General features: G+C 74.2%; 19 protein-coding genes. All 19 read left to right on the top strand.

The window, feature by feature from the left end:
• Nucleotides 1–566: 566 nt before the first annotated feature.
• A complete protein-coding gene (locus ADK41_RS09030) occupies nucleotides 567–1,085 on the top strand; it encodes a DUF2617 family protein (RefSeq protein WP_030827726.1) in 519 nt (172 codons plus the stop codon).
• A 124-nt stretch (nucleotides 1,086–1,209) separates the two neighbouring features.
• Nucleotides 1,210–2,859, top strand: coding sequence for a polyamine aminopropyltransferase (locus ADK41_RS09025; RefSeq protein ID WP_030827730.1), 1,650 nt, complete (start codon nucleotides 1,210–1,212; stop codon nucleotides 2,857–2,859).
• An 87-nt stretch (nucleotides 2,860–2,946) separates the two neighbouring features.
• Nucleotides 2,947–3,840: an SRPBCC domain-containing protein gene (locus ADK41_RS09020; protein WP_051843195.1), complete on the top strand. Its 894-nt coding sequence runs from the start codon at nucleotides 2,947–2,949 to the stop codon at nucleotides 3,838–3,840.
• A 174-nt stretch (nucleotides 3,841–4,014) separates the two neighbouring features.
• On the top strand, nucleotides 4,015–4,803 hold the full coding sequence (locus ADK41_RS09015) for an aldose epimerase (RefSeq protein WP_030827737.1): 789 nt from the start codon (nucleotides 4,015–4,017) through the stop codon (nucleotides 4,801–4,803).
• A 10-nt stretch (nucleotides 4,804–4,813) separates the two neighbouring features.
• On the top strand, nucleotides 4,814–5,362 hold the full coding sequence (gene pyrE, locus ADK41_RS09010) for an orotate phosphoribosyltransferase (protein WP_030827739.1): 549 nt from the start codon (nucleotides 4,814–4,816) through the stop codon (nucleotides 5,360–5,362).
• 198 nt (nucleotides 5,363–5,560) lie between these two features.
• The gene (gene fbaA / locus ADK41_RS09005; RefSeq protein WP_030827742.1) at nucleotides 5,561–6,592 is read left to right on the top strand and encodes a class II fructose-bisphosphate aldolase; all 1,032 of its coding nucleotides are present in this window, start codon (nucleotides 5,561–5,563) and stop codon (nucleotides 6,590–6,592) included.
• Between the two features lie 58 nt (nucleotides 6,593–6,650).
• Entirely contained in the window at nucleotides 6,651–8,138 is a 1,488-nt protein-coding gene (locus ADK41_RS09000) for an MFS transporter (protein ID WP_030827745.1), read from the top strand.
• A 17-nt stretch (nucleotides 8,139–8,155) separates the two neighbouring features.
• Entirely contained in the window at nucleotides 8,156–8,569 is a 414-nt protein-coding gene (locus ADK41_RS08995) for a DUF3151 domain-containing protein (RefSeq protein WP_030827748.1), read from the top strand.
• 149 nt (nucleotides 8,570–8,718) lie between these two features.
• The gene (locus ADK41_RS08990; protein WP_030827749.1) at nucleotides 8,719–9,549 is read left to right on the top strand and encodes a tryptophan 2,3-dioxygenase family protein; all 831 of its coding nucleotides are present in this window, start codon (nucleotides 8,719–8,721) and stop codon (nucleotides 9,547–9,549) included.
• The gene (gene kynU / locus ADK41_RS08985; protein WP_030827751.1) at nucleotides 9,542–10,744 is read left to right on the top strand and encodes a kynureninase; all 1,203 of its coding nucleotides are present in this window, start codon (nucleotides 9,542–9,544) and stop codon (nucleotides 10,742–10,744) included. The genes ADK41_RS08990 and kynU overlap by 8 nt, the downstream gene beginning before the upstream one ends.
• Before the next feature lie 163 nt (nucleotides 10,745–10,907).
• The gene (locus ADK41_RS08980; protein WP_030827754.1) at nucleotides 10,908–11,777 is read left to right on the top strand and encodes an alpha/beta hydrolase; all 870 of its coding nucleotides are present in this window, start codon (nucleotides 10,908–10,910) and stop codon (nucleotides 11,775–11,777) included.
• 377 nt (nucleotides 11,778–12,154) lie between these two features.
• Nucleotides 12,155–13,060, top strand: a complete 906-nt coding sequence (locus tag ADK41_RS08975) for an alpha/beta hydrolase (protein WP_037804398.1) — start codon at nucleotides 12,155–12,157, stop codon at nucleotides 13,058–13,060.
• Nucleotides 13,057–14,244, top strand: a complete 1,188-nt coding sequence (locus tag ADK41_RS08970; RefSeq protein WP_030827757.1) for an acyltransferase family protein — start codon at nucleotides 13,057–13,059, stop codon at nucleotides 14,242–14,244. Before ADK41_RS08975 ends, ADK41_RS08970 begins: the two co-directional genes overlap by 4 nt.
• Entirely contained in the window at nucleotides 14,237–15,580 is a 1,344-nt protein-coding gene (locus ADK41_RS08965) for a sensor histidine kinase (protein WP_030827759.1), read from the top strand. Before ADK41_RS08970 ends, ADK41_RS08965 begins: the two co-directional genes overlap by 8 nt.
• On the top strand, nucleotides 15,577–16,239 hold the full coding sequence (locus tag ADK41_RS08960) for a response regulator (protein ID WP_030827761.1): 663 nt from the start codon (nucleotides 15,577–15,579) through the stop codon (nucleotides 16,237–16,239). The genes ADK41_RS08965 and ADK41_RS08960 overlap by 4 nt, the downstream gene beginning before the upstream one ends.
• Before the next feature lie 100 nt (nucleotides 16,240–16,339).
• On the top strand, nucleotides 16,340–17,698 hold the full coding sequence (locus ADK41_RS08955) for a sensor histidine kinase (RefSeq protein WP_234318825.1): 1,359 nt from the start codon (nucleotides 16,340–16,342) through the stop codon (nucleotides 17,696–17,698).
• The gene (locus tag ADK41_RS08950; RefSeq protein ID WP_030827765.1) at nucleotides 17,695–18,360 is read left to right on the top strand and encodes a response regulator; all 666 of its coding nucleotides are present in this window, start codon (nucleotides 17,695–17,697) and stop codon (nucleotides 18,358–18,360) included. The genes ADK41_RS08955 and ADK41_RS08950 overlap by 4 nt, the downstream gene beginning before the upstream one ends.
• 39 nt (nucleotides 18,361–18,399) lie before the next feature.
• Nucleotides 18,400–19,623, top strand: coding sequence for a cytochrome P450 (locus tag ADK41_RS08945; protein ID WP_030827767.1), 1,224 nt, complete (start codon nucleotides 18,400–18,402; stop codon nucleotides 19,621–19,623).
• Nucleotides 19,624–19,711: 88 nt separating this feature from the next.
• Nucleotides 19,712–20,305, top strand: coding sequence for a Uma2 family endonuclease (locus tag ADK41_RS08940; protein WP_030827769.1), 594 nt, complete (start codon nucleotides 19,712–19,714; stop codon nucleotides 20,303–20,305).

Raw genomic sequence — 20,305 nt, 5'->3', positions numbered from 1 at the left:
GTGGGCACCGGCCGTCGCGGCGGAGGCCGTGACAGCCGTAACAGCTGGTGGGCGGGCGACGGAGGCAGCGGCGGAGGCGGCGGGTCCTGCTCGTCGTCGGACTCCGGCGGGGGGTCGTCCTGTGGTGGTGGCTCGTCCTGCGGAGGCGGGTCGTCCTGCGGGGGCGGCGGCGGATGCGGTGGGGGAGGCAGCTGACACGGGGCAGCCCGTCTCCCCCCGCGGGGGACGACTCATCCGAGACAGCGGGGTCCGCACCTGGGGCGGGCCCCGCTGTGCCGTTCCGGTACGAGGCACACCGGCGTACGCCGTCACCTCGGGGCGTGCGCCGGAGTTGAACAGGTGAGCTGGGGAGCCCCCCAGGGAATGGAAAGCCCACGAAGTTGGGTAAAAACACTGTGGTGGCACCAGACTTCATGATTGCCTATAAATCACCGACGCAGCCCTCGGACTCCCCGCGGCCCCTTCTTCCGGTCGGGTGACCGGGCTGACCGGCCGGGTTCCCCGGTGCGGCCGGGGTGCGCGGACCTCCTTATCTCCCTCTCCTTGTGTGCTTGCGGAGTCGATCCATGCTCACGACCTTGAACACCGCCTACTCCGACACGCGCGCGGCCGACCTCGCCTGGGCCCTGGGACGCGAGCCGCTTCCCGCGCTGGCCACGCTCGATCTCGAACTGGCCGGGACGAAAATCCAGTTGAGGCTGCTCGGCGCGTCCCACCAGGTGCTGATCGAGGAGGGGCGGGGTCTCTGCTCGGAGACGGTGGCGTGCATTCCGGGCAGCAGCACGCCGCTTCCGCTGGGCGTGGCCAAGCGGGTGGACGACTGGGAGTACGAGTTCGCCGCCCGGGTGGAGGCGCTCTCCCCGGGGGCCTTCGCGGGCCGCGCCCAGGAGTTGCTGGCCCTGGTCTCCGACCATCCGCAGGGCCTCGCGGGGGTCTTCCCCGGCAGCCCGCACGCGTTCACGGCGATGCTCGCCCAGTACCACGAGGGTCAGGTGCACTGGCGGACCTGGCACGCCTATCCGCAGGACGGGCAGTTGGTGGCGACGCGGACGAGGGTGGGGGTGCGGGTGGGGTCGGGGGTGTGAGGCCGGCCAGGGGCCGGGGCGGGGGCGAGGGAGTCCTCGCTCGTGCCGATATCGGGCAAGCGTAAACAAAAACCACGCGTGTGGGTGACGTTGCGCGGTGATGAAGTAACGTAACGTCGCTGGAGTGATCGAACCGCAGGCCCCCGCACCGCCCGGCTCCACGCAGTCCTGGGACGGTCCGGGCGGCCCCGCCGGCGAGGCGGGGAGCGCGCTGCGGCTGCCGGTGCGGCAGGGCACGGGACGGTTCCTGGTCCTCGCGGGCGTGTTCGTCTGTGCGGCCTGCGGACTCGTGTACGAGCTGGAACTGGTCGCGCTGGCCGCGTACTTGATGGGTGACTCGGTCGCCCAGACCTCCGTCGTGCTGTCCGTGATGGTCTTCGCGATGGGCATCGGGTCCCTGGCCGCGAAACGGCTGCGGCGCCACGCGGCGGCCGGGTTCGGCGCCGTCGAGGCGGCCCTCGCCCTCGTCGGCGGGTGCAGTGCGATGGCGCTGTACGCCGTGTTCGCCTGGGCGGGCGGCCCGCGCGCGCTGCTGGTCGCCTTCTCCCTGGCCACCGGGCTGCTGATCGGGGCCGAGGTGCCGCTGCTGATGGAGCTGATCCAGCGGATCCGCCGACAGGACGCGGGGGGCGCGGTGGCCGACCTGTCCGCCGCGGACTACGTGGGCGCGCTGGTCGGCGGGCTCGCCTTCCCCTTCCTCCTGCTGCCACTGCTCGGCCAGCTGACCGGCGCGCTGATCACCGGCGCGGTCAACGCGGTCGTCGGCGGGGCGCTGGTGCTCGGACTGTTCCGGCGGGACCTCACGCCGCGCGCCCGCCGGCTGCTGATCGCCGTCAACGCGTGCGTGCTCGTCGTCCTCGCCACGGCCGCCGTCCTCGTCGACGACTTCGAGCGGGCCGCCCGGCACGCCCTGTACGGCTCCGACGTCCGCGTGGCCCTGCGGACGGACGTCCAGGAGGTGCTGCTCACCGGCGGACGGGACGGGCGGCCCCTGAACCTGTTCCTCGACGGACGGCTGCGGGTCGGCGGCCGGGACGAACTCCGGTACCACGAGGCGCTGGTGCACCCCGCGATGCACGGGCCGCACACCCGCGTGCTGGTCCTCGGCGGCGGTGACGGGCTGGCCGTGCGCGAGGTGCTGCGCCACACCGGCGTGCACCGGGTCGACGTCGTCGAGATCGACGCGGGCGTGGTGCGGCTGGCCCGCCGCGACCCGGCGCTGTCCGCGCTGAACGCGCACGCCCTCGACGACCCGCGCGTGCGGGTGACCACCGCGGACGCCTTCGACTGGCTGCGCGGGGCGCCCCCGGCGGCGTACGACGTCGTCGTCTCGGACCTGCCGCACCCCGGGATCACCGCGAGCACCAAGCTGTACGCGCAGGAGTTCTACGGGCTGGCCCGGCGGGTGCTGGCGCCCGGCGGGCGGCTCGTGGTGCACGGGGGCGCGGTGGCGTCCCGTCCCCGCGACTTCTGGACGGTGGACTCGACGCTCCGCGCGGCGGGGCTGCGCACCGCCGCGTACCGGGTGAGCGGCCGGCGGGCCGGTTTCGCCGCCGGACCCGACCGGGGCGGCACGGCCACCGCCCACGCCCACCGCGACTGGGGGTTCGTCCTGGCCGCCCGCCACCTCCCCGAGCCGCGCCTCGACCCCGCCGGGCCGCGTCCGCGCACGCTCACCGACGCCTCCCTCGCGGCGGACGTCCGGGCGGCGGAGCGCACCCGGGTCACCGGTCTGCCGCCGTCCACCCTGGTGCACCCCCGGTACACCGGCTGAGCTCTCCTACCGTGTTCCGCGCCGACGCGCCGCGACTTCCCGCCGACGGAGGTGCAGCCCGGTGTCGCGTGGGTAGGCTCGGCAGTCATGGAGCACGAGGTGTTCGTTCCGGTCGCGGCGGAGCGGCTCAGGGAGGTGCTGGACGACCCCGCGCGGGTCGCCCGGGCGGTGCCCGGGCTCCAGCACGACGCCGGGGCGGCTCCCGTCGCCGGCCGGCTGAAGGTCCGGGTGGGCGGCCACTCCGTCACCTATCGGGGCGCCGTGCGGGTGGCCGCGCGGGACGACGGCTCCTACGCCGTGGAGGGCGACGCGGCGGAGTCCCGCGGCAGCGGCTCGGTGAAGCTCGCGCTGCGGCTGCGCCTGCGGGACGCGGAGGGCGGCGCCACCCTCACGGTCGAGGGCACGGTGACGGCCGACGGCCGGATCACGGAGTTTCCGGCGGACGCGGTGGCCTCGGCGGTGTCCCGCCTGCTGAACCGCTTCGCGGAGAACCTGGGCGCCGAGGCGGCGGAGCGGGCCTCTGGTCCGGAGTCGCCCGAGCTGCTGTCCACGGGGGACTTCGAGCCCCGGGCCACGACCGACTTCGACACCACGCCGGACGCGGACGACGCGCCGCCGCCGGTCCCGGACGACGCGCCGCCGCCGGTCCCGGACGACGCGCCGCCGCCGGTCCCGGACGTGGACGAGGGCCCACCGCCGGCTCCGGACGTGGACGTCCCGTCCGGTTTCGACGCGGAGGTCCCGGCGTCCTCCTTCGAGGAGGAGGACGACTCCGTCGCCGAGGCGGCGCACGCCCGGCGGACGATGATCGGCCGCAGTGCCGAGGAGGTGGACCACGCGCCGCCGCGCGGCCGCTACGCGCCCGTTCCCGCTCCGCAGACCGTCGCCGTCGGCACGCCCCTGCGGTGGGCCGCGCCGGCGGCGGCTCTGGCGGTGGCCTCGGCGGTCGTCGCGATCAGGGCGCTCCGTAAGCGCCGCTGAGCTGTTGCCGCTGGGCGGGGGGTGGGTGCGCAGCCCGGCGCTTACGGGGTGCCGTCGTGCCCGCCCGTGCCGCCCTGGGGGCACCTCCCGGGCCTTCAAGGCACTGGGGAAGGCACGACTGCCCGCGATTGCGGTGGGGCGGCGTGTTCTTGATCGTCCCAGTAGGGTCGTCGCGTGAGTGACGGAGACATCACGCTGACCGCGGGTGACGCGGAGGCGACCGTGCTGCCGGGGAACGGCGGACGGGTCGGAGGGCTGCGGGTCGGGGGCGTCGAGCTGCTGCGGCAGGGGGAGCGGTTCGGGTGCTTCCCGATGGTGCCCTGGTGCGGACGGATCCGCGACGGACGGTTCCGGGACGGCGCGACCGTGCAGCAGATGCCGCTCAACGCCCCGCCGAACGCCATCCACGGCACCGCCCGCGACGCCGCCTGGCGCACCGCCCGCAAGAGCGCCGACGAGGCCGTGCTCACGTACGACCTCGTCGCGCCCTGGCCCTACTCCGGGCGGGTCACCCAGCAGATCGCGCTGACCGGGGACTCCCTGACGCTGACGATGAGCGTGGAGACGTACGAGTCGTCCTTCCCCGCGCAGATCGGCTGGCACCCGTGGTTCAACCGGAACCTCGGCGGGGAGGACGTGGCGATCGGCTTCGCGCCCGCCTGGCAGGAGGAGCGCGGGGAGGACCACCTGCCGACCGGGCGGCGCGTCGAGCCGGAGCCCGGGCCGTGGGACGACTGCTTCGGGATGCCCGGCGGCGTCGACGTCACCCTCACCTGGCCGGGACGGCTGGAGCTGAAGGTGGCCAGCCGCGAGGAGTGGGTCGTGGTCTACGACGAGCAGCGCGAGGCCGTGTGCGTCGAGCCGCAGACCGGGCCGCCGAACGGGCTGAACACCCACCCGCGCCTGGTCACCCCGCTGGAGCCGCTGGAGGCCTCGACGACCTGGACCTGGACCCGCCTCTAAGCTGGCTGCCATGACGGAGACACGCGGCGCGCTGCTGCAGCAGATCAAGGACAAGGCCGTGGTGCACGGCAAGGTGACCCTCTCCTCCGGTCTGGAGGCCGACTACTACGTCGACCTGCGCCGCATCACCCTCGACGGCGAGGCCGCCCCGCTGGTCGGGCAGGTGCTGCTGGACCTGACCGCGGAGCTGGAGTTCGACGCGGTGGGCGGGCTGACCATGGGCGCCGACCCGGTGGCGGCGAGCATGCTGCACGCCGCCGCCGCGCGGGGCCGGAAGCTGGACGCCTTCGTCGTGCGCAAGGCCGCCAAGGCGCACGGGCTCCAGCGCCGCGTCGAGGGCCCGGAGATCAAGGGCCGCCGCGTGCTCGTCGTCGAGGACACCTCCACCACCGGCGGCTCCCCGCTCGCCGCCGTCGAGGCCGTGCGCGAGGCCGGCGCCCAGGTCGTGGCCGTCGCGACCATCGTCGACCGGGCGACCGGCGCCGCCGAGAAGATCCGGGAGGGCGCCGGGGTGCCGTACCTGTTCGCCTACTCCAAGGACGAGCTCGGCCTCGACTGAGGCCACCGGGCGCCCCGGGCGCCCCGGCCTCCCGGCTCCCCCGCATCCCTCGCATCTCCCGCATAACGACTTGACCTGCGCCGTCGACCGGACGGGCAAGTCTGGGAAGATGGCCCCGACAATGACGTCGCATCCAAGGTTCCAGGTCAGGGCCGACCGTACGCAGTACGCCACACCGCACGCATAAGGAGCGGACAGATGCCCATCGCAACTCCCGAGGTCTACAACGAGATGCTCGACCGGGCGAAGGCGGAGAAGTTCGCCTACCCGGCCATCAACGTCACCTCGTCCCAGACCCTGCACGCGGCACTGCGCGGCTTCGCCGAGGCGGAGAGCGACGGCATCGTCCAGATCTCCACGGGCGGCGCCGAGTTCCTGGGCGGCCAGCACAAGAAGGAGATGGTGACCGGCGCGGTCGCGCTCGCCGAGTTCGCGCACATCGTCGCCGAGAAGTACGACGTCAACATCGCCCTGCACACGGACCACTGCCCGAAGGACAAGCTCGACGGGTACGTCCGTCCGCTGCTCGCGGTGTCCGAGGAGCGCGTCAAGGCCGGCCGCAACCCGCTGTTCCAGTCCCACATGTGGGACGGCTCCGCGGAGACCCTCGCCGACAACCTCTCCATCGCCCAGGAGCTCCTCGAGCGCGCCCGCGCCGCGAAGATCATCCTGGAGGTCGAGATCACCCCGACCGGCGGTGAGGAGGACGGCGTCACGCACGAGATCAACGACTCCCTCTACACCACGGTCGACGACGCGATCCGCACCGCGGAGGCCCTCGGCCTCGGCGACAAGGGCCGCTACCTGCTGGCCGCGTCCTTCGGCAACGTGCACGGCGTGTACAAGCCGGGCAACGTCGTCCTCCGTCCCGAGCTGCTGAAGGAGCTCAACGAGGGCGTCGCCGCCAAGTACGGCAAGCCGGCCGGCTCCCAGCCGTTCGACTTCGTCTTCCACGGCGGCTCCGGCTCCACCCCGGAGGAGATCCTCACCGCGCTGGAGAACGGCGTCGTGAAGATGAACATCGACACCGACACCCAGTACGCGTTCACGCGTCCGGTCGCCGACCACATGCTCCGCAACTACGACGGCGTCCTGAAGGTCGACGGCGAGGTCGGCGACAAGAAGACCTACGACCCGCGCACCTGGGGCAAGCTGGCCGAGGCGTCCATGTCGGCCCGCGTCGTGGAGGCCTGCCGGAACCTGCGCTCCACCGGCACCCGCCTGAAGTAGCACGACGCGTCGAGCCCGGCACCGGCCGCGGTGCCGGGCTCTTCCGTATGCTCGCCGCATGCCCGACGTCCGGCTGTCCTCCCCGCAGGGCAAGTGGATCCTGCTCACCACGGTCCTCGGTTCCAGCATGGTCCTGCTCGACTCCACCGTGGTCAACGTCGCCCTCCCGCGCATCGGCCGCGACTTCGACGCCGACCTCGCCGCACTGCAGTGGACCGTCAACGCCTACATGGTCACGCTGGCCGGGCTGATCCTGCTCGGCGGGGCGCTGGGCGACCGGTTCGGGCGGCGCAAGGTGTTCGTCGTGGGCGTGCTGTGGTTCGCCGGGGCCTCCCTGCTGTGCGGCCTCGCCCCGACCCCCGGCGTCCTCGTCGCCGCCCGCGCCCTCCAGGGCGTCGGCGGGGCGCTGCTCACCCCCGGCTCGCTCGCCCTCATCCAGGCGTCCTTCCACCCCGACGACCGGGGCCGCGCGGTCGGCCTGTGGTCCGGCTTCGGCGGCATCGGCGCGGCCGTCGGCCCGTTCGTCGGCGGCTGGCTGGTGGACGGCCCCGGCTGGCGCTGGGTGTTCCTGCTCAACGTGCCCCTCGCCCTCCTCTGCGCCCCCGTCGCCGTCCGCCACGTCCCGGAGTCGGCGGGCGGCGGGGCCGGGGACCGGTTCGACGTCCTCGGCGCCGCGCTCGGCGCGCTCGCCCTCGCGCTGGTGACGTACGCGCTGATCGAGGCCGACGCGGGGTCCCCGCTCGTCGTGGTCTGCGCCGTCGCGGGACCGGCCGTCGCGGTCGCCTTCGTCCTCGTCGAGAAGCGCCGCCCGCACCCGATGATGCCGCTCGACATCTTCGCCTCCCGCCAGTTCTCGGCGGTCAACGTGGTCACGCTGTGCGTGTACGCGGCGTTCGGCGGGTTCTTCTTCCTCGCCGCGCTCCAGCTCCAGGTCGTCGTCGGGTACTCCGCGCTCGCCGCCGGTACGGCCCTGCTGCCCACGACCGCCCTGATGCTGCTGCTCTCCGCCCGGTCGGGTGAGCTGGGCGACCGGATCGGCCCGCGCGTCCCGCTCACCGTCGGACCGCTGCTGTGCGCCGCCGGGATGCTGCTGATGCTGCGCGTCGGCCCGGACGCCTCGTACGCCACCGAGGTGCTGCCCGCGCTGCTGGTGCTCGGCTTCGGCATGGTCACCCTGGTGGCTCCGCTCACCGCGACCGTCCTCGCCTCCGTGGACACCGCGCGGGCGGGCCTGGCCAGCGGCGTCAACAACGCCGCCGCCCGCGCGGCCGGCCTGGTGGCGGTGGCGGCGCTGCCGCTGCTCGCCGGGATGGGCCCGGAGGCGTACCGGCTCCCCGGCGCCTTCGACGACGCGTTCCGGCGGGCGATGGTCCTGTGCGCGGGCGTCCTGGTGCTGGGCTCCGCCCTCGCCTTCGCGACCGTCCGCCGCCCGGCGCCGGACTGCCGGCACCCCGAGTGCCACACCCACGGCAGCGTGGCGGTGCCCCCGCTGGAGCCGGAGACGGAACCGGAACCGGGGGAGGAGCGCGGGAGCGGGGCCCGCTGATGTACGAGACTGGACCCATGTCGATTCACGAGAACCTCCTGGGGGGCCCGCCCCCGACCCACCTTCCCGACGACCCGGGCCCGCGCGAGCTGCTCGCGTCGGGCGGCACGCCCGCCGACGCCGCCGCGAAGTACCCCACCTCCTCGCTGGCCTGGGCCCGGCTGGCCGACGAGGCCTTCGAGCGGGGCAGCGTCGTGGAGTCGTACGCGTACGCCCGTACGGGCTACCACCGCGGACTGGACGCGCTGCGCCGCAACGGCTGGAAGGGCCACGGCCCGGTGCCGTGGGAGCACGAGCCGAACCGCGGCTTCCTGCGCGCCCTGCACGCCCTCGCCCGCGCCGCGCAGGCGATCGGCGAGCAGGAGGAGTACGAGCGCTGCGCGCAGTTCCTGAAGGACTCCTCGCCGACGGCGGCCCAGGTCCTCGGCTGACCCGTGACGTCCTCGGGGCCCGCCCGCCGGCGGGCGGGCCTTGCGGTCGTGGGGGACGATTGCGCAGGATGCACCGTGGGGACCGGGGCCCCCGTGCCGGTAACGGCAGGGGCGGACCGCTACCCGGAGTACACGTACAGGAGACAGCGATGTCCCACGAGGCTCACGAGCCCGAGACCCCGCATCTCGACTTCCGGGGGACCACCCCCTACGAGGACTACGTCAAGGCCGACGTCCTCACCCACCTGCAGCACCTCCTCTCCGACGACCCCGGGGAGATGGTCTTCCTGGTCACCACCCAGGTCATGGAGCTGTGGTTCACCGTCGTCGTCCACGAGTGGGAGACCGCGGCGAAGGCGCTGCGCGAGGACGACGTCCCGACCGCGGTCGACGCGCTGAAGCGGTCCGTGCGGGAGCTGGAGGCGCTGAACGCCTCCTGGAAGCCGCTGGGCGGGCTCACCCCGGCGCAGTTCAACTCCTACCGCGGCGCCCTCGGCGAGGGCTCCGGCTTCCAGTCGGCGATGTACCGGCGCCTGGAGTTCCTGCTCGGCGACAAGTCCGCGTCCATGCTGGTCCCGCACCGGGGCGCGCCGCGCGTGCACGCCGAGCTGGAGAAGGCGCTGCACGAGCCGAGCCTGTACGACGAGGTGCTGCGGCTGCTGGCCCGGCGCGGGCACGCGGTCCCCGAGGACGTGCTGCGGCGCGACGTGACCCGGCGGTACGAGCCGTCGGCCGAGGTGGAGGCGGTCTGGACGGCCGTCTACTCGGGTGACGAGCGGGACGAGGTGGCCCGGCTCGGCGAGGCGCTGACCGATGTCGCCGAGCTGGTGTGGCGCTGGCGCAACGACCACCTGGTCGCCACCCGCCGCGCGATGGGCGCCAAGACCGGCACGGGCGGCTCCGCCGGGGTGGCCTGGCTGGAGAAGCGGGCGCAGAAGAGCGTGTTCCCCGAGCTGTGGACGGCGCGGTCGCATGTCTGAACTCACGAGGAAGGCGGAGAAGCTGGACGCCGCCGACGAACTGGCCGCCAAGCGGGCCGAGTTCGTCCTGGACGACGTCGTCTACCTCGACGGCAACTCGCTGGGCGCGCTGCCCGCCGCCGTCCCCGGCCGGGTCGAGGACGTGGTGCGCCGGCAGTGGGGCGAGCTGCGCATCCGGTCCTGGACCGAGGGCGGCTGGTGGACGGCGCCGGAACGGATCGGCGACCGGATCGCGCCGCTGGTCGGCGCGGCGGCCGGGCAGGTCGTGGTCGGCGACTCGACGAGCGTCAACGTCTTCAAGGCGCTGGTGGGCGCGGTACGGCTGGCACGGCAGGCGGACGGCGGGGGCCTTGGGCGGGACGAGATCGTGGTCGACGCGACCACCTTCCCCACGGACGGCTACCTCGCCGGGTCGGCGGCCCGGATGACCGGCTGCACGCTGCGTCCGGTGCCCCCGTCCGAGGTCACGGACGCGCTCGGGGACCGTACCGCCGCCGTGCTGCTCAACCACGTCGACTACCGCACCGGCCGGCTGCACGACCTGCCGTCGCTGACGGCCGCCGTGCACGCGGCGGGGGCGTACGTCGTGTGGGACCTGTGCCACAGCGCGGGCGCGCTGCCGGTGGGCCTGGACGAGCACGGCGTGGACCTGGCGGTCGGCTGCACCTACAAGTACCTCAACGGCGGCCCCGGTGCGCCGGCGTTCCTGTACGTGCGCGCGGATCTGCAGGACCGCTTCGACTCGCCGCTGCCCGGCTGGAACTCCCACGCGGAGCCCTTCGGCATGCGGGCGGAGTACGAACCGGCGGCGGGCGCGGTGCGCGGGCGGGTCGGCACCCCGGACATCCTCTCCATGCTCGCCCTGGAGGCGGCCCTCGAGGTCTGGGACGGGGTGACGATCGACGCGGTGCGGGCCAAGTCCCTCGCGCTGACGGACTTCTTCCTGGAGTGCGTCGAGGAGTACGTGCCCGAGGGCCGGGTGGAGTGCGTGACGCCGCGTGCGCACGGGGAGCGGGGCAGCCAGGTCGCGTTGCGCTGTCCGGACGCCGGTGACGTGATGGAGCGGCTCATCGAGCGGGGGGTGGTCGGCGACTTCCGCCGGCCGGACGTGCTGCGCTTCGGCTTCACCCCGCTGTACGTCGGCTTCGCGGACGTGGAGCGGGCGGCGCGGGTGCTGGCGGAGGAGCTGGCGTAGGCGGGGCCGGGGGCGGCGACGTCGTACGGGGCCGCCCCCGGGCCCGCTGACCGAGCGTGACATCCCCATGTCGGGGCACGTGGGCGTGCTGGTACCGTCCCGGCCGAACGGCCGCGTTCCCACCGGTCCGTCACCCGCGTTCTGTAGCTGAGAGGTTGGAGCAATGACGGACGACGCCGCAGCCGCCCGGTCCGCCGCCGAGGAGGAGTCGGCCCTCTCCCGTCCGCCCGTGGAGCCCGACGCCACGGCGGCCTACGGCGACGACCCGGACCAGCTGATCGACTTCTACGCGCCGCGCGGGGAGGGCGGGCCCGCGCCGGTGGTGGTCGTGCTGCACGGCGGCGCCTGGCGCACGGCGTACGACCGGCGGCACGTCAGCCCGTTCGCGGCCTTCCTGGCCGGGCGGGGCTTCGCCGTGGCCAGCGTCGAGTACCGGCGCGGGGCGGGGGAGCCGGGCGGTGGCGTTCCGGTCGCGGGGCGGTGGCCCGACACCTTCGACGACGTCGCCGCCGCGGTGGACGCGCTGCCGGGGCTGGTGCGGGAGTGCGTGCCGCGGGCCGACCCGCGGCGGATCGTGCTCACCGGGCACTCGGCGGGCGGGCACCTGGCGCTGTGGGCCGCCGCGCGGCACGTCCTGCCGGCGGGCTCTCCCTGGCGCACGGACGGGCCCGCGCCGCTGCGCGGGGTGGTCGCCCTCGCGCCGGTCGCGGACCTCGAGGTCGCCGACAAGCTGGCGGTGTGCGGGGGTGCGGTGCGGCAACTGCTGGGCGGTGACGACCACTTCGCCGAGCGTCGGCCGTATGCCGACCCCGGGCTGCTGCTGCCCACCGGGATCGCCACCACCCTGGTGCAGGGGCGTACCGACGTCGTGGTTCCGCAGGCGGTCGCCGAGTCGTACGCGGAGGCGGCGGCGAAGGCGGGGGAGGTGGTGGGGGTGACGCTGCTGGAGGACGTCGGGCACTTCCCGCTGGTCGATCCGGGGGCGGACGCGTGTGCGGTGGTGGCGGAGGAGATCGCTCAACTCGCCTGGTGAGCAACCCCCTTGCGAGTGTTGTTCGGTCATACCCGTAGTACCTGAGAGCTACCCCGCAGGTGAGTCCCCCGGTGGGACGCGGATTACTCGTCGCACTCCGTAACTTCCCTTCTCGGTAAGCCCGATGGCCGGGCGGATGGGGAGGTACGACCAGCATGGTGCGCGAGCGCGAGGGGGAGCCGGCGAGGGCGGGGGCCGGGGGCGGGTTCGCGCGGCCCGACGCCTGCGGGGCGCCGTCGCGCCCGCCCTCCCCCGCTCTCGGCTTCGCACGGGCGGGGGGACCCCCCTCGCCCTGGGGGTGCCTCCCAGGCCTTCAAGGCACTGGGGGAGGCACGACCGCCCGCGGGAGCGGTCGCGGGGCGCGGTGGTGGCGTGGCGTGCTCGCGTCGCTCGTGGCCTGTGCGGTGGTCGTGCCGCTCGCCGGGGCGGCCCGGGCGCGGGTGCCCGCGCCCGGGCCCGCCGTGCTCGCGGCGCCTTCCGCGGCGACCCTCGACGCGGTCTACGCCGCCCACCGGGCCAACGCCCTGGAGGCGGCCCGGATGGCCGACGCGTACGGGGACCGGGGGCGGGCCGCCGCCGACCGGGCTCTCGCCGGGCGGCGGTTGCTGTACTTCGACGGGCGCGGGCCCGGGCTGGTCACCGAGGTGCTCGGGGACCTCGCGCACGCCGACCGCGTCGCCGTCCTCGTCCCCGGTTCCGACACCGGCATCGACACCTACGGCCGGTTCCGCGCCACCGCCCTCGCGCTGCACGAGCGGCTCGGCGGGCGTGCCGCGGTCGTGGCCTGGCTCGGCTACGCGACCCCCGGCACCGTCAGCACCACCGTCGCCACCACCGACCGGGCGGAGGACGCCGCCCCCGGACTGCGGAAGGCGGTGAGCGACGTGCGGGCCGTCGCCGGACCGCGCGCCCGCATCTCCCTCCTCTGCCACTCCTACGGCTCCGTCGTCTGCGCCGAGGCCGCCGACGGACTCGACGTCGACGACATCGCCCTCCTCGGCAGCCCCGGCACCGGCGCCGACACCGCCGCCGCCCTGCGCACCCGGGCCCGGATCTGGGCCGCCCGGGGCGCCGACGACTGGATCGGGAACGTCCCCCACCTCAGCGCCGACCTCCTCGGCACCACCGTCGGCTTCGGCGCCGACCCCGTCTCCCCGGCCTTCGGCGCCCGGGTCTTCGCGGCCGGCGACGGCGGCCACAGCGACTACTTCGCCCCCGGCTCCGCCTCCCTGGCCAACCTCACCCGGATCGTCCTCGGCGAGACCTCGGCGGTGACCTCGTGAACCGCCTCGCGGCCGCGGTGCGCGACGCCGCCGGCCGCGTCGACGCGGCCACCCCGGACCACCGCGACCGTGCCGTGGACGCCCTGCGCGCCGGCGCCGTCCTCGGGGTCGTCCTCGGCCACTGGCTGGTCACCGCCCTCGTCACGGACGGCAGCACCCTGCGCGCCGCCAGCCCGCTCCAGCACCTGCCGTGGCTGGCGCCCGTGTCCTGGGCGTTCCAGACCCTCGCCGTGTTCTTCCTGGTCGGCGGCCATGTGGCGACGCGCGGGTACGCCTCGTCCCGCGCCCGCGGCATCCCGTACCGCCGCTGGCTGCACGGCCGGCTGGCCCGGCTGTTCAAGCCGGTCGCCGCCGTCCTCCTCCTGTGGACGGCCGTCACCGCCGTCCTGCTGGTCTCCGGCGCCGAGTACGCGACCGTCCGCACGCTGGTGAAGCTGGCCCTGTCGCCGCTGTGGTTCCTGCTGGTCTTCGCCGCCCTCACCGCCGCGACCCCGCTCGTCGCCCGGCTCCACCCGCTGTGGCCGCTCGCCGTCGTCCTCCACGTCGACCTGCTCCGCTTCGGCCTCGGCGCCCCCGACGCGCTCGGCTGGCTGAACCTGGCGGCCGGCTGGCTGGTGCCGTACGCCCTCGGCGCGGCCTGGACGCGCGGAGATCTGGAACGCCGCAGGTCCGGCTGGATCCTCCTGCTCTCCGGTACGGCCGCCACGGCCGCGCTCGTCGCCTGGGCCGGCTACCCGGCGTCGATGGTCGGCGTCCCGGGCGCCGGGGTGTCCAACCTCAACCCGCCGACGCTGGCCGCCGTCACCTTCGGCCTCGCCCAGTGCGGGCTGGCGCTGCTGCTGCGGGACCGGCTGCGCACGGCGATGCGGCGTCCCGTCGCGTGGGCGGCGGTGGCGCTGGTCAACCTCTCCGTGATGACGGTCTTCCTCTGGCACCAGACGGCCCTGATGGCGACCACCGCCACCGGCCTCCTCGCCGGCCGCCTCCCCGGCCTGCACACCGCCCCCGACGGCCTCGGCTGGGTCGCCGCCCGGCTGGTGTGGCTGCCGGTGTTCGTCCTCGCCCTCGCGGTCTGCCGGTCCGCGTTCCGGTCGTGGGAGCGGGGCGGGGGCGGGCGGCGGCACGGACGGTCCCGGGTGGTCCGCACCCACCGGCCGACGACGGAGGACGTACGGCATGTCTAGGCTGAACCGCGTGACGGACAAGGGGGCGGGACTCGTCCGGCGGTGGCTGGGCGTGCTGCGGGACGACCTGCTGACGGCCCGCGCGGACCCGTTGCCGCCGTCGGTGTGGCTGCGCTGGGTGCCGCACGGGTTCGTGTGCCTGGCCGCGGTCGGCATCCTCCTCGGCGACCTGAACCAGCTCCAGGGGGACGGGAAACTCGGCCCCGGTCACTCCCTGCTGGTCGCGGTCGGACAGTGCGGAGCGATCGTCCTCGCGCTGCGGCGTCCGGTGCCGGCGCTGTGGCTGTCGCTCACCGCCACGCTGGCGGGCGCCGTCCTGCTGCGCCGCATGCTGATGGCCGGCCAGATCGACGGATTTCCGTGGCCCTGGCCCACCTGGGGGATCGTGGCCCACCTGCTGGTCCTGCTGCTGCTCGCCCTGCGCGTGCCGACCCGCGTCTCCGTCGAGGCGCTGGCCGTGACGGCCCTGCTCACCTACGTGCTCCAGGGTCTCTGGGGGGCGTGGAACTACTCGTCCACCGGCCAGACCGCCGTGGTCCTGTTCGCCGTCGCCGTCGTCCTCGGCACCGCCCTGCGCGGCCGCCGCGAGGCCCGTGCCGAACTCGGCCGGCAGACCACCCTCACCGCCGAGGAACGCGCCCGCCGCACCCTCCTGGAGGAACGCGGCCGGATCGCGCGGGAGCTGCACGACGTGGTCGCCCACCACATGTCGGTCATCTCCATCCAGGCGCAGGTCGCCCCGCACCTGGTGCGGGACCCGTCCGACGAGCTGAAGGAGAACCTCGCCGGCATCCGGCAGAACGCGGTCGAGGCGCTCACCGAACTGCGCCGCGTCCTGGACGTACTGCGCTCCGAGCACCCCGCCCCCGGCGAGCGCGCGGACGTCCCGGACACCTCCCGGCACGCCCCGCAGCCCACCCTCGACCGGCTCGACTCGCTGGTGGAGAACACCCGCGCCGCCGGACTCACCGTGACCACCGAGATCACCGGCGAGCGGCGCCCGCTGCCGCCCGGGGTGGAGCTGTCGGCGTACCGGATCGTGCAGGAGGCGCTGAGCAACGTCCTGCGCCACGCGCCCGGCGCGACCGCGCACGTCGCCCTGGCCTACGATCCGCGGGGACTGCGGGTGGAGGTCGTCGACACCGGCCCGACCCGGGAGGCGCCGCCGTCCGCCGGGGCCGGGCACGGGCTGCTCGGCATGCGGGAACGCGCGGTCATGCTGGGCGGCCGGCTGACGGCCGGCCCCTGGTCCGGCCGGGGCTACAAGGTCGACGCCTACCTCCCGGCCCCCTCCCCGCACGCTTCCGCACCCTCTCCCCAGGACGGCACCGCATGATCCGCGTACTGATCGCCGACGACCAGCAGATGGTCCGGCAGGGCTTCACCGTGCTGCTCAACACGCAGCCCGACATCGAGGTCGTCGGCCAGGCGGTGAACGGAGCGGACGCGGTCGCGCGGGTCGCCGAACTCGCCCCGGACGTCGTTCTGATGGACATCCGCATGCCCGAACTCGACGGCATCGGGGCCACCGCCCGCATCACCGCCGCCACCCCGGACGTCAGGGTCCTCGTCCTGACCACCTTCGACCTCGACGAGTACGTGTACGAGGCGCTGCGCGCGGGCGCCTCCGGCTTCCTGCTGAAGGACGCCTCCGCCGACCAGCTCGCCGAGGCGGTACGGGTGGTGGCGGCCGGGGACGCCCTGCTCGCGCCCGGGATCACCCGCCGGCTGATCGCCGAGTTCTCCCGGCTGGACGCCCGCCCTCGCACCCCGCTCAGACAGCGCGTGGGGGAGCTGACCGAACGCGAGACGGAGGTGCTCGCGCTGATCGCGCAGGGCCTGTCCAACGCGGAGATAGCGGTCCGGCTGGTGGTGGCCGAGCAGACCGTGAAGACGCACGTCGGCCGCATCCTGGTGAAACTGGGGCTGCGGGACCGCACCCAGGCGGCGGTGTTCGCGTACGAGTCCGGGCTGGTCCGCCCCTCGGGATACTGAGGAACGTCCCCTCGTGACCCGCGTAGTACCTGAGACGGACGCCCGGGAACCCCTCTCAGCGGGGACGACCGCGACCACCCGGTCGGCCTACCGTGTGAGCGTGACCGAGACGACGCACCAGCAGCCCCCGGCCGCCCCGCGCGGGGCCGGAGCCGGGACCCGCAGCCCGGAGTACCAGGCGGTCCGGAACACCTTGCGCGGGCTGCGCCAGGACCTGTTCCGCGAACCCTTCGCCTACCGCCCGCTGCCGCCCCGGCGCCCGGACGGCCCGTTCGTCCGCCGGCTGCCCGCCCGGCCGCGGTCGGCCGCGCAGCACCTCCCGCACGCGGTGGTGGGGGCGTTGGCGCTGATCGCCCTGCTGGCCGGCGCGCTGTCGAGCGGCCTGCCCGGCGGGGATGTGGTGGCCCTGCTGATCGGTCTGCTGTGCGCGCTCCCGGTGCTCACCACGCTGGTCCGGCCGGTCGGCGCGTTCTGGCTGTCCCTGGCGGTGACCCCGGTGGTCGCGCTGGTCAAGAGCGGTGACGACGACTGGCCGTGGATGCCCGGCGCGTTCGTCTGCCACCTGGCGGTGCTGGTCGTCGTGGCGCTGCGCACCCGGCCCCGCACCGCCGCCTGGATGTGGGTCCTGACCGCCGCGTACGCCTTCCTCTCGGACGTCTTCTTCGGCGGGTCGTACTACTACACCAACAGCGGGCCCATGATGGTGACGTCCGCGTTCGCCCTGCTCGTGGTCTGTCTCTGGCACGTCCGCCGTAACGCCCAGCAGGAGGTGACCGCCCAGCAGACGGTCACCGCGCACGAGCGTTCCCGGCGCACGGCGCTGGAGGAGCGCACCACCATCGCCCGCGAGCTGCACGACGTGGTCGCCCACCACATGTCGGTGGTCGCCATCCAGGCCGAGGCCGCGCCCTACCGGGTGGAGAACCCGCCGCCGGAGCTGGAGCGCGCCTTCGCCACCATCCGCGAGAACGCGGTGGCCGCCCTCACCGAACTGCGCCGCATCCTGGGCGTGGTCCGCGCCGAGGACTACGAGGCCCCGGACGCCCCGCAGCCCACCCTCGCCGACCTGGACGCCCTGCTCGTCAACGTGCGGGGCGCCGGCCTCGAGGTGGAGAAGGTGGTGACCGGCGCGGTGCGGGAGCTGCCGCAGGGGGTGGAGCTGTCGGCGTACCGGATCGTGCAGGAGGCGCTGAGCAACAGCCTGCGGCACGCGCCCGGCGCGGGCGCCCGCGTCGAGATCGGGTACGTCCTCGGCGGACTCGGCGTGCGCGTGGTCAACGGTCCGGCGCCCCACCCGAGCCTGGTCAAACCCTCGCCCGGCGCCGGCCACGGCCTCACCGGCATGCGCGAGCGGGTCGCCATGCTGGGCGGCGAGATGACGGCGGGACCGACGGACGACGGGGGCTACGAGGTCGCCGTGTTCCTGCCGGTCGCCACGGTGAACGAAGGTGACGCATGACCATCCGTGTCCTGATCGCGGACGACCAGATGATGGTGCGCGAGGGTTTCTCGGTGCTGCTGGGCGCGATGCCCGACATCGAGGTCGTCGGCGAGGCCGTCAACGGCCGGGAGGCGGTCGAGCGGGTCCGCGAACTCGCCCCCGACGTCGTCCTCATGGACATCCGCATGCCCGAGCTGAACGGCATCGAGGCGACGCGGGAGATCGTCGCCGCCGACGGCGCGGCGAAGGTGCTGGTGCTCACCACCTTCGACCTCGACGAGTACGTCTACCAGGCGCTGCGCGCGGGCGCCTCCGGCTTCCTCCTCAAGGACGCCTCCGCCCGCCGGCTCGCCGAAGGGGTGCGGATCGTCGCGTCGGGGGAGGCGCTGCTCGCCCCCTCGGTGACCAGACGTCTGATCACCGAGTTCTCCAAGCTGTCCGGGGGCCCGCGGCTGATGCCGTCCGCGCAGGCGGCGTACGGCGATCTGACCGAGCGGGAGACGGAGGTGCTGGTGCTGATCGCACAGGGCCTGTCGAACGTGGAGATCGCCGGGCGGCTGGTGGTCGCCGAGTCCACGATCAAGACGCACGTCAGCCGCATCCTGGTGAAACTGGGCCTGCGGGACCGCACCCAGGCGGCGGTGTTCGCGTACGAGGCGCGGCTGGTCACCCCCGGCTGACCCTGGTCAGGGCGCGGGGCGCCGGGCTACCGTCCGCCCATGACAGCCCATCCCCGCCCCGCGTTCGACCCGTGGGACCCCGCGTTCGTCGCCGACCCGTACCCCGCCTACGCCGAGCTGCGGGAACAGGGCCGGGTGCGGTACTTCGAGCCGACGGACCAGTGGCTGGTCGCGCACCACGCGGACGTCTCGGCGCTGCTGCGCGACCGGCGCCTGGGACGGACGTACCGGCACCGCTTCACCCACGAGGAGTTCGGCCGCACCGCCCCGCCGCCGGAGCACGAGCCGTTCCACACCCTCAACGACCACGGCATGCTCGACCTCGAACCGCCGGACCACACCCGCATCCGCCGCCTGGTGTCGAAGGCGTTCACCCCGCGCACGGTGGAGCGCCTCGGGCCGTACGTCCGGCGGCTCGCGCGGGACCTGGTGTCCGGGCTGGTCGAGGCGGGCGGCGGCGACCTGCTCACGGACGTCGCCGAGCCGCTGCCGGTCGCGGTGATCGCCGAGATGCTGGGCGTCCCGGAGGCGGACCGGGCGCCGCTGCGCCCCTGGTCGGCGGAGATCTGCGGGATGTACGAGCTGAACCCGTCGCAGGAGACGGCGGCGAGGGCGGTCCGGGCGTCGGTCGAGTTCTCGGACTACCTGCGCGGCCTGATCGCCGAGCGCCGGAAGAACCCCGGCGACGACCTGATCTCGGGCCTGATCGCCGCCCACGACGAGGACGACGACCGGCTCACCGAGCAGGAGATGATCTCCACCTGCGTCCTGCTGCTGAACGCCGGCCACGAGGCCACCGTGAACTCCACGGTCAACGGCTGGTGGGCCCTGTTCCGCCACCCCGACCAGCTCGCCGCCCTGCGCGCGGACCACTCCCTCGTCCCCTTCGCCGTCGAGGAGCTGATGCGCTACGACACCCCGCTCCAGCTCTTCGAACGCTGGGTCCTCGACGAGATCGAGATCGACGGGCAGGTGATCCCGAGGGGCGCGGAGATCGCGATGCTCTTCGGCTCCGCCAACCACGACCCGGCGGTCTTCGCCGACCCGGAACGCCTGGACCTCACCCGCCGCGACAACCCGCACATCTCCTTCAGCGCCGGCATCCACTACTGCATCGGCGCCCCGCTGGCCCGCATCGAACTGGCGGCCTCGATGACGGCCCTGCTGGAGAAGGCGCCGACGCTGCGGCTCGCGGCGGAGCCGAGGCGCAAGCCGAACTTCGTGATCAGAGGGCTGGAGGGGCTGGCCGTGGAGGTGGGGTGATCACCCGTTCGGCTGATCATGTCGCCGATCCGCCCGGGCGCTCGTCCGCGGTCCGGCAGGCTGGTGAGCGCCTGCGAAGGAGGGCACCATGACGGTTATGGCAGAACGCGCGTCATCCCGGTTGTCGGTGGACATGTTCGAGCGGATCGCCGAGTTCGCCGAGCGTGAGGACGAGACCGTCAGTTTCGAGTTCATCAACGGACGGATCGGGCTCAGGAAAGTGACCAACGGCAATCACGGTGCGATCATCATGTGGCTGGTCCGTCAGTGCATGCGGGCCAGGCCCGAACTCGATCTCAGCCCGGTGCAGGGGCTGAAGGTGGAGTCCTACCGCAAGGGCCGGGCCCGGCCGGACGCGGTGCTCGCCCCTGTCGCCCACTTCGCGGGGCAGGGGGACTGGGCGGACACCGAGGGTGTGCTGATGACGGTGGAGGTCACCTCCTTCGACTCGGACACGCACGATCGCGACCGTGTGGAGAAGCCCCAGGCCTACGCCGAAGCCGGGATCCCCGTCTACCTGCTGATCGACCGCGACCTTCGCTCGGTCCTCGTGCACAGCGACCCGGACCCAGAGGTCGGTTACCGGAACGTCCAGAAGCGCCAGTTGGGCAAGAGGGTCGTGCTTCCGGAGCCCGTCGGCATCGAATTCGACACCGAGGAGCTCAAGCCGTACATGGACTGA

The organism is Streptomyces caelestis, assembly GCF_001279005.1.
In the GTDB taxonomy this organism is placed as follows: domain Bacteria; phylum Actinomycetota; class Actinomycetes; order Streptomycetales; family Streptomycetaceae; genus Streptomyces; species Streptomyces heliomycini.
Note: the sequence above shows the minus strand (reverse complement) of the source record. Positions and strands in the feature narration are given on the sequence as shown.